Genomic DNA, 8908 nt, shown 5'->3' with positions numbered 1-8908 from the left:
GGCCTTGCCGGACGGGACGTTCGGGAATGGGCAGGCGGTGGAGGTCGAGGAGATCCAGTCGGTCAACCGGTGAGTGCGGCACGGGATGCACGGGCACCCCGCTCCGGCCGTGGTAGCGGTCCGGGGGCGGGGTCTCGTGTGGCGCGGCGGTGGGTCAGGCGGCCGCTGCTCTGAGGAGGGGGATCAGGGTCTCCTCCTCGTAGGTGAGGTGGGTTTCCAGGTTGGTGATGAGGCGGTCGATGTCCGGGAGGAGGTCGGCCGGGGTGGTGTCGGTGCGGTCGAGGGTGGTGCGGAGGGCGGTGAGGAGGGTGGCGACGGTCTCGTGCTCCTCGCGGAGGCGGTCGAGGGCGGGGGAGAGGTCCGGGTGCTGGGCGGCCATGGCCGGGAACAGGCCGCGGTCCTCCATGGTGTGGTGGAAGTGGAGGCCGTCGCAGGCGGTGAGGCAGTTGACCTTGAGCTGGGCTGCCAGGGTCGGACCGGAGGCCGCGAACTCGGCTCGTACGATGCCCAGTTCGCGGCGGAAGGCGTCGTGGACGGCGAGCAGCATCGCGGCGGGGTCGCCGGCGGCGGGTGGGCCGGAGGCGATCTGGGTGAGGGCGACGACGGGGATGGTGCGGGTGGTCTTGCGCTGGTACTCGGCCCAGCCGGGGTCCGCCTCGGCGGCGCGGGCGAAGAGGTGGTCGCGTTCCTCGCCGGTGAGGATCTCGGCGCGCGCCTCGTAGGTGAAGGTGCCGTCCTCGACGGTGAGGACCGGGTGGGCGACGAGGTTGTGGTACCAGGCGGGGTGGTGCGGGGCGCCGCCCGCCGAGGCGATGATCAGGAGGCGGTCGCCGTCGGGGAGGTAGCCGACCGGGTTGGTGTGCGGGCGGCCGGTGCGGGCGCCGGTGGTGGTGATGAGGAGCAGGCGGCCGCCTTCGAAGGGGCCGCCGACTCTGCCCTGGTTGGCGCGGAACTCGTCGATCACCGACTGGTTGAAGGCGTGGATGGGGTGGGGCTGGGGTTCGGTGGAGGTCAAGAGAGGGGGCCTTTCTCCGGGGCCGGGGGCGCGCGGCGCGGGAGTGCGCGGCGGCGGTGCGGGGGTGGAGAAAGGTGAAGGGCGGGGCTCGTCCCCGCCTCCGCGTCAAGCGGAGGCCGGGTGCCCTACTCGTGAACGGCTCAAGGCCGACCCGGCAGTCATGGGATCAGCCTAGCCCAAACCTGGGAGGCAGCACGCGAGTTGTGGCGGAGGGCGCTATTCCGCCAGCCCCCGGTACGGCCCGCCGATCCCCCACCCCTGGTGCAGCGCGTCCGCGAAGGCCGCGGCGATGCGGTGTTCGCCGGAGGGGCCGGGGTGGGTGCCGTCGTAGGTGTCGGCGTCCAGGGTGTAGCCGGGTGGGTGGGAGGCGAGCAGGAGCGGGGAGCCGGGGCGGTCGAGGTCGGCCACGGCCTTGGCGAGGAGGGTGTTGAAGCGGGCGCAGTCGTCGGCGAAGAACGGGTCCGTGCGGGCCCGGACGTTGGGGATGACCGGCAGGATCACGGCGCGGACGTCCGGCTTGGCGGCGCGGGCGCGGGCCAGGAAGGTGCGGACGTGCTCGGCGGTCTCCTCGGCGTGCGCGTAGAAGCCGAGGTCGATCAGGCCGAGGGAGACCAGCAGCACGTCGGCGCGGGTGGTGGCGACGACCGGCTGGATGAGCGGGGCCATGTGGCGCCATCCCTCGCCCCACCCCGCGAGGTGGCGGCGCGCGGCCTGCGGGAAGGCCGGGTCGGCGTACGCCTGGGAGGCGTCGGCGCCGTCGCCCGCGTAGAGGCCGGTGCGGGGGCCTGTGACGGTGTACGCGCCGGGGCCGAGGGTCGTTTCCAGGTGCTGCCACATGCGGTGACGCCAGGTGAAGTCTCCGGCCCGGCCGACCGTCGTGGAGTCGCCGACGAAGAGGAAGCGCATGGGGAGCATCATCTCCCAGCCGGGCGGTGGCGTGGACGTGGGCCCGGCCACGGGGCGGGCCGCCCGGCGCCGCGCCCCGGCCGCGCACGTTGCAGACTGGGGCCATGCGCCGCACCAGCACCGCCCGCCGCCGGCCGCCCCGCTCCGGGCGGGCCGCCGCCGTCCTCGCCGCCGGGGCGCTCCTGCTGCCCGTGGCCCCCGCGTCGGCGGCCTCCGGCGCGGACCAGGAGTTCACCATCGAGGACCCGCGGATCACCGAGTCCAGCGGCCTGGCGGCCAGCAAGCGGCACCCGGGCGTCTACTGGACGCACAACGACAGCGACGACGGCGCGTACCTCTACGCCGTCGACTCCCGCACCGGGAAGACCGTCGCCACGGTGACGATGACGGGCGTCGGCGAGCCGCGCGACGTGGAGGCCATCTCGCTCGGCCCCGACGGCGACCTCTACGTCGGCGACATCGGCGACAACCTCGGCGGCACCTGGGACCACGTCTGGATCTACCGCCTGCCCGAACCGGCCGAGCTGCGCGACACCACGGTCGCCGCGACGCAGTACACCGTCCAGTACGAGGACGGGCCGCGCGACGCCGAGGCGCTGATGGTCCACCCGAAGACCGGCAGGGTCTACCTCGCCTCGAAGAACCAGTCCGGCGGCCGCCTCTACGCGGGCCCGGAGGAGCTCTCCGCCCAGGGCGTCAACGTCTTCCGCCCCACCGGCGCCGACGTCGACTGGGTGACCGACGGGGCGTTCTCCCCGGACGGCTCCGAGCTGGTCCTCCGCTCCTACCTGGGGGCCAAGGCGTACGACTGGAAGGGCGACGGGAGCCTCGGCGAGCCCCGGCGGCTCTCGGCGCCGCTGCTCGGGCAGTCGGAGTCGGTGACGTACACCGCCGACGGGACGGGGCTGATGTACGGGGCGGAGGGGGCGCGGAGCCGGGTCGTCCGGGTCGACGTGGAAGGGCGCGGCGGGGGCGGCGGCGAGGAGAAGGCGCCGGAGGGCGGGGCGAAGTCGCCGGGCGGGCCGGCTTCCGGCGCCCCCGGGGAGGACAAGGCCGACGGAGGTGAGGGGACGCCCGCCTCCACGCTCGGGCTGCTCGCGGTGGGCGCGGTGGTGCTGGTGTGGCTCGGGGTGCGCAGGGGGCGGCGGGGCGGCGGGGAGTAGGGCCGCGCCCGGGCGCGGCCTTCCGCTCAGCCCCGTCGCGCGGTGACCAGCGCCTCGAACCCGGCGATGAGGCGTTCCACGCCGAAGGCGAAGTGGTCGAAGTCGGCGCCGAAGGTGTCGTCGGAGAGGGAGGCCATGAGGGGGTACCGCCGCTCTCCATCGCGGCGTTCGACCCGCGCGGCCGGGGCGAGGTCTGGGACGCCGTACGGGCGCTGGTCGCCCAGGGCACCACCGTGCTGCTCACCACCCAGTACCTGGACGAGGCCGACCGCCTCGCCTCCCGCGTCACCGTCATCGACCGGGGCCGCGCCATCGCCGACGACACCCCCGAAGGGCTCAAGCGCACCGTCGGCGGGGAGCGCCTGGAGGCCGTCGCCGCCGACCCGGCGGGGCTGCCGGCCGTCGCCGAGGCGCTGGCCCGCGCCACCGGCGCCACCCCGCACACCGACCGCCGCGTCCACGCCCCCGTCGGCCCCGCCACGGACGGCGTCGCCGCCCTCACCGGCGCCACCCGCGAACTCTTCGGCAACCCGGTCGGCGCCGACACCACCTTGATGAGCCAGAACGCCCAGCTGATGGCGCTCCTGTGGCCGCTGGCCCTCACAGCGGTGTTCCTGCCGCTGGCGGTACGGAGGTACCAGCGGCTCAGCCGGTGAGGCGGGCGGGCCGGTGAGCGGAAAGCCCGTGCGAGGGAACGGCCGACTGCCTAGAGTAAGGGTCAGTCAGCTCCTGCGATCCCTACGAGCCGGTCGTTCCGCCGCCCCGCCGCACGCCGTTCCCGCATCCCGAGGAGAGCCGTGACCGCTCCGCTTCCCATCACCCTCGCCGACGTCCGCGCCGCCGCCGACCGCATCGAGGGCGTCGTCCACCGCACCCCCGTGCTGCGCTCCCGCACGCTTGACGCGCTGGTCGGCGCCGAGGTCCACCTCAAGGCCGAGAACCTCCAGCGGATCGGCGCCTTCAAGTTCCGGGGCGCCTACCACGCGGCCTCCCGGCTCGGCCCCGAGGCGCGGGCCCGCGGGATCGCCGCCTACTCCTCGGGCAACCACGCCCAGGCGGTGGCCCTGGCCGCCCGGGAGCTGGGGACCAGCGCGGTGATCCTGATGCCGGAGGACGCCCCGGCCTCCAAGCGGGCGGCGACCGAGGGGTACGGCGCCGAGGTCGTCACCTACGACCGGTACACCGGCGACCGGGAGGCGATCGGCGCGGCCATGGCGGCCGAGCGGGGGCTGCCGGTGATCCCGCCGTACGACCATCCGGACGTGATGGCCGGGCAGGGGACGGCCGCGCTGGAACTGCTGGAGGAGGTGGGCGAGTTGGGGGCGCTGGTGATGCCGGTCGGGGGCGGCGGGCTGATGGCCGGGTCGGCGACGGCGGCGAAGGGGCTGTATCCGGCGACCCGGATCGTCGGGGTGGAGCCGGAGGCCGGCGACGACACGCGCCGCTCGCTGGCGGCGGGGGAGCGGGTGAGCGTCCCCGTGCCGCGCACCATCGCCGACGGCCAGGCCCTCACCACCCCCGGCGCCCTCACCTTCCAGGTCAACCGGCTCCTGGCCGACGCCGTGGAGACCGTCACCGACGACGAGATCCGGACCGCGATGGTCTTCGCCTTCGAACGTCTGAAGACCGTCCTGGAGCCCAGCGGCGCCACCGGCCTCGCCGCCCTCCTCTCCGGCCGCCTCTCCCCTCTTCCGCCCCGGGTAGGGGTGATCCTCTCCGGCGGCAACGTCTCCGCCGGGCGGTTCGCGGAGCTGTGCGCGGGGTGAGGTACGGCGCCGCACCGGCGCGAGGCCCGCACCGGTCATCCGGTGCGGGCCTCGCGCGTACGTCAGGGCCGAGAGCTTCGGCCGTCGCTCAGAGCTGTTCGATGACGTAGTCCACGCACTGCGTCAGGGCGGCGACGTCGGCCGGGTCGACGGCCGGGAACATGGCGACGCGGAGCTGGTTGCGGCCGAGCTTGCGGTAGGGCTCGGTGTCGACGATGCCGTTGGCGCGCAGGGCCTTGGCGACGGCGGCGGCGTCGATGTCGTCGGTGAAGTCGACGGTGCCGATCACCGAGGAGCGCTTGGCGGTGTCGGTGACGAACGGCTCGGCGTACTTCACGTCCTCGGCCCAGCCGTACAGCGTGCGGGCCGACTCGGCGGTGCGGGCCGTGGCCCAGTCGAGGCCGCCCTGGGTGTTGAACCAGTCGAGCTGCTCGGCGAGGAGGAAGAGGGTGGCGAGCGCCGGGGTGTTGTACGTCTGGTTCTTCAGCGAGTTGTCGATCGCGGTCGGCAGCGAGAAGAACTCGGGGACGTGGCGGCCCGAGGCGTGGACGCGGCGGGCGCGCTCCAGGGCGGCGGGGGAGAAGACGCCGATCCACAGGCCGCCGTCGGAGGCGAAGGACTTCTGCGGGGCGAAGTAGTAGACGTCGGTCTCGGCGACGTCTACCGGCAGGCCGCCCGCGCCCGAGGTGGCGTCCACCAGGACGAGCGAGCCCTCGTCGGCGCCCGCGACGCGCTTGATCGGGGCGGCGACGCCGGTGGAGGTCTCGTTGTGGGTGAGGGCGTAGACGTCGACGCCCGCCTCGGCCCGGGCCTCGGGGTGGGTGCCCGGGTCGGAGGAGATGACGGTCGGTTCGGCCAGCCACGGGGCGAGCTTGGCGGCCTTGGCGAACTTCGAGGAGAACTCGCCGAAGGAGAGGTGCTGGGACTTGTTCTCGATCAGGCCGTGGGTGGCGATGTCCCAGAAGGCGGTGGAGCCGCCGTTGCCCAGGATCACCTCGTACCCCTCGGGGAGGGAGAACAGGTCGCGTACGCCCTCGCGGACCCGGCCGACCAGGTTCTTGACCGGGGCCTGGCGGTGCGAGGTGCCGAGCAGGGAGGTACCGGTGGCGGCGAGCGCGTCGAGCGCCTGGGTGCGCACCTTGGAGGGGCCAGCGCCGAATCGACCGTCGGCGGGCTTGATGTCAGCGGGAATCCGGATCTCAGCCACGGGCGCGAGCCTAGCCCGTCGGAACGCGCTCCGGCGAAATGTCCGAAGATTGAGACGGGGCATCCGGAGGCTGGACGTGACGGGGGGCCGGCAGGGGCGGGCGCGGTGGGGACCGGCTCCTCTCGGGGTGGAGCCGGTCCCCCGCGCGTACGCCGGTCCGGGTGCCGGTCAGCCGTGGAGGCGGACCGGGAGGTCGAAGAGGTCGTTCTGGGTGAGGATCGGCTTGTTGCGCAGCTCGGAGTCGTCGACCGCGAGGGTCAGGTCGGGGAAGCGGGCGTAGAGGGCCGGGAGGGCGACCTCGGCCTCGACGCGGGAGAGGGAGGCGCCGGGGCAGACGTGCGGGCCGTGGCCGAAGGCGATGTGCCGGATCGGGTCGCGGGTGGCGTCGAACTCGCCCGCGGTCGGGCCGTGCTGCTTCTCGTCGCGGCCGATGGCGGAGAAGGAGACGATCAGGCCCTCGCCCTTGGGCAGGATCGCGTCGCCGACCTCGATGTCCTCGGTGGGGAAGCGGATCAGCAGGTGCGAGGTCGGGGTGTTGTACCGCAGGGTCTCCTCGATCACCTGGGACCAGGGGATCTCGCCCGCCAGGACCCGGGCGCGCTGCCCGGGGTGGGCGGAGAGGGCGCGGACGGCGTTGACGATGAGGCTGATCGTCGTCTCGTGGCCGGCGGTGACGATGACCTTCAGCGTGTTGACGATCTCCTCGTTGGTGAGGGTGTCGCCGTCGGCCGCCGCCTCCAGCAGGCCGCTGGTCAGGTCGTCGCCCGGGTTGTCCCGTTTGGTCTGGACGAACGCCTGGAAGATGTCGTCCAGTTCGGCCATCATCGGCGGCACCTGCTCGCGCGGCACCACCGTCGAGAAGAAGATGTCGAAGAGCTCCTTCAGCCGCGGGATGTGGTGCGAGTCCATCCCGAACAGCTCGGTGATGACCGTCATCGGCACCGGGTGCGCGTACTGCGCCTTGAGGTCGACCACGCCGTCCTCGTCCGCGGCCGCCTCCATCGAGTCGAGCATCCGCGCGCAGAGCTCCTCGATGCCCGGGCGGAGCTTCTGCACCCGGCGCACGGTGAGCGCCTGGGCGACGAAGTTGCGCAGCCGCCGGTGCTCGGGGCCGTCGGCGGTGAGCATGGAGCGGCCCGGGTTGGCGAGACCCATCAGCGGCCAGTCGGCCGGGATCTCGCCGTTGTTCCAGGCGTTCCACTGGTTGATGTCCTTGACCAGCCTGCTGTCGGTGAGCAGCTTGCGGGCCTCGGCGTGGTGGGTGACCGAGTAGACCGGGACGCCGCCGATCAGCATGACCTTGGCCAGCGGCCCCGCCGCGCGCAGCTTGGCGCTCTCCCCGTCGAGGTCGCGGACGAGCGGGTCGAGCGCGATGTACGCGTCGGGGTCGACGGCGCCGTGGGCGTGGGCCGGGCAGCCCGGCGGCGGCGTGGCGGGCGTCTCGGTGGCGGACGTCTCGGACAGGGTCATGCGGTGCCTCCAGTGGGCGGGGTCGGTCGGCGTCGCGGGGGGTGGGGTCGGGGGCGGGCCCCTCCGGCGCCCGGAGGCCCGGGGCCCGGCCGGTCAGCTCTTGGGCACCGGGGTGAAGCGGACCGGGAGCCGGGTCAGGCCGCGCAGCCACGGCGAGGGGCGGCGGGTCAGGGCGTCGGCGGGGACGGCGAGGTCGATGTCGGGCAGCCGGTCGAGGATGACCTCGATCGCGGTGCGGGCGACGATCTCGGCGATCTCCTGGGCCGGGAACGGGCAGCGGTGGTCGCCGTGGCCGAAGGAGAAGAAGGCGTTGTTGCCGCCGGTCAGCGCCGACTGGTCGGTGCGGACCAGCGGGTCGTAGTTGGCCCCGGCGAAGCTGAGGATCAGCAGGTCGCCCGCACGGATGCGGCGCCCGCCGATGTGGGTGTCGCGGGTGGCCCAGCGGCCCGCGATGTTCTGGCTCGGGGTGTCCTCCCAGAGGACCTCGTTCATCGCCTCCGCGATGGAGTGGCGGCCGCCGAAGAGGGAGGCGGCGAACCGGGTGTCGGTCAGCATCAGCCGCAGCGTGTTGCCGATCCAGTCGGCGGTCGGCTGGTGCCCGGCGACCACCATGACCAGGACGTCCTGGATGATCTCGGCGGCGCTGAACTCGTCGGTGACCACGGCCCGGTCCTCGCCCGGCAGGTGCCCGCCGAGGCGCAGCATCCGGCTGGTGACGTGGTCGCGCGGGTGGTTGGGGAGGTCGGCGACCATCGCGCCGACGCACGCGCGGATGTGCTGCTGCCCGGCGAGGGCCCGCTCGCCGCCGTTGATCATGTCGTTGATGGCGTGGGCCAGGCCCCGGCCCTCGCTCTCCGGCAGGCCGAAGAGCTGGAAGAGGACGAGGGCGGGCAGCATCATCGCGTACTCGGCGATGACGTCGGCCTCGCCGCCGCCGCAGAAGTCGTCGATGAGGGAGTCGGCGAGCCGTTCCGTGGTGGCGCGCAGGTCGTGCGCCTCGACCGCCTCCAGGCCGCCCTCCATGACGGCGGCGCGGCGGCGGTGGCGGTCCCCGACGGTGTAGAGGATCGAGTCCTCCTTGCCGATCATCGGCCGCAGCGGCCAGTTCTCGGGCACCCGGTCCCACTGGTTCCACAGGTCGGAGTCGCGGCTGTAGAGCACCGGGTCGCTGGTGACCTGGTGCAGCTCGCGGTAGCCGATGACCAGCCAGGCCGGCAGCCGTCCCGGCAGGACGACGGGCGCCACCGGTCCGTGCTCGCGCCGCAGGTCGCGGTAGAGGCCGATCGGGTCGGACTGGAAGCGGTCGCCGCCCAGCAGCAGGGGCGCGGGTTCGCCGCCGGGGCCGGTGGCGCCCGTGGCGCCGTGGGCGACGGGGCAGCCG

7 protein-coding genes and 2 pseudogenes are annotated in these 8908 nt (G+C 74.0%); 3 read left to right on the top strand and 6 right to left on the bottom strand.

What is annotated here, in order from left to right; genetic code table 11:
• Positions 1-154: 154 nt before the first annotated feature.
• Positions 155-1015, bottom strand: a complete 861-nt coding sequence (locus ACFWMZ_RS27905; protein ID WP_383174243.1) for a nitroreductase/quinone reductase family protein — start codon at positions 1013-1015, stop codon at positions 155-157.
• A gap of 216 nt (positions 1016-1231) precedes the next feature.
• Positions 1232-1921 (bottom strand): GDSL-type esterase/lipase family protein, encoded by a 690-nt coding sequence (locus ACFWMZ_RS27900; protein WP_383204933.1) that lies wholly within the window; start codon positions 1919-1921, stop codon positions 1232-1234.
• A gap of 104 nt (positions 1922-2025) precedes the next feature.
• On the opposite strand from ACFWMZ_RS27900, the gene ACFWMZ_RS27895 reads away from it, so the two are divergent.
• Positions 2026-3084 carry a WD40 repeat domain-containing protein gene (locus ACFWMZ_RS27895; protein WP_383204930.1) on the top strand — a complete coding sequence of 353 codons (1059 nt, stop codon included), beginning with the start codon at positions 2026-2028 and terminating at the stop codon, positions 3082-3084.
• 26 nt (positions 3085-3110) lie between these two features.
• Here ACFWMZ_RS27895 and ACFWMZ_RS27890 read toward each other — a convergent pair.
• A pseudogene (locus tag ACFWMZ_RS27890) lies at positions 3111-3230 on the bottom strand (TetR family transcriptional regulator); the annotation flags it as partial.
• Between the two features lie 21 nt (positions 3231-3251).
• Here ACFWMZ_RS27890 and ACFWMZ_RS27885 point away from each other — a divergent pair.
• Together ACFWMZ_RS27885 and ACFWMZ_RS27880 are read left to right on the top strand one after the other, a co-directional pair.
• A pseudogene (locus ACFWMZ_RS27885) lies at positions 3252-3605 on the top strand (daunorubicin/doxorubicin resistance ABC transporter ATP-binding protein DrrA); the annotation flags it as partial.
• 276 nt (positions 3606-3881) lie between these two features.
• Positions 3882-4850 (top strand): pyridoxal-phosphate dependent enzyme, encoded by a 969-nt coding sequence (locus ACFWMZ_RS27880; RefSeq protein ID WP_383204927.1) that lies wholly within the window; start codon positions 3882-3884, stop codon positions 4848-4850.
• A gap of 88 nt (positions 4851-4938) precedes the next feature.
• Here the strand turns inward: ACFWMZ_RS27880 and serC are convergent, their stop codons facing one another.
• From serC to ACFWMZ_RS27865, 3 genes are all read right to left on the bottom strand, one after another.
• Entirely contained in the window at positions 4939-6057 is a 1119-nt protein-coding gene (gene serC, locus ACFWMZ_RS27875) for a phosphoserine transaminase (protein WP_383174255.1), read from the bottom strand.
• Positions 6058-6225: 168 nt separating this feature from the next.
• Positions 6226-7527, bottom strand: a complete 1302-nt coding sequence (locus tag ACFWMZ_RS27870; RefSeq protein WP_383174258.1) for a cytochrome P450 — start codon at positions 7525-7527, stop codon at positions 6226-6228.
• Between the two features lie 93 nt (positions 7528-7620).
• Positions 7621-8908 (bottom strand): cytochrome P450 (locus ACFWMZ_RS27865; protein WP_383204924.1); only part of this gene is annotated, 1288 nt, incomplete at its 5' end.

The organism is Streptomyces sp. NPDC058373 (genome assembly GCF_042723275.1).
Lineage (GTDB): Bacteria > Actinomycetota > Actinomycetes > Streptomycetales > Streptomycetaceae > Streptomyces.
This window is presented reverse-complemented; position numbering and strand designations above follow the sequence as displayed.

Bases quoted from the DNA above. Each gene is read 5' to 3' on its own strand.
- ACFWMZ_RS27900 (WP_383204933.1), bottom strand. From the start codon at position 1,921: ATGCGCTTCCTCTTCGTCGGCGACTCCACGACGGTCGGCCGGGCCGGA.
- ACFWMZ_RS27895 (WP_383204930.1), top strand. From the start codon at position 2,026: ATGCGCCGCACCAGCACCGCCCGCCGCCGGCCGCCCCGCTCCGGGCGG.
- ACFWMZ_RS27870 (WP_383174258.1), bottom strand. From the start codon at position 7,527: ATGACCCTGTCCGAGACGTCCGCCACCGAGACGCCCGCCACGCCGCCG.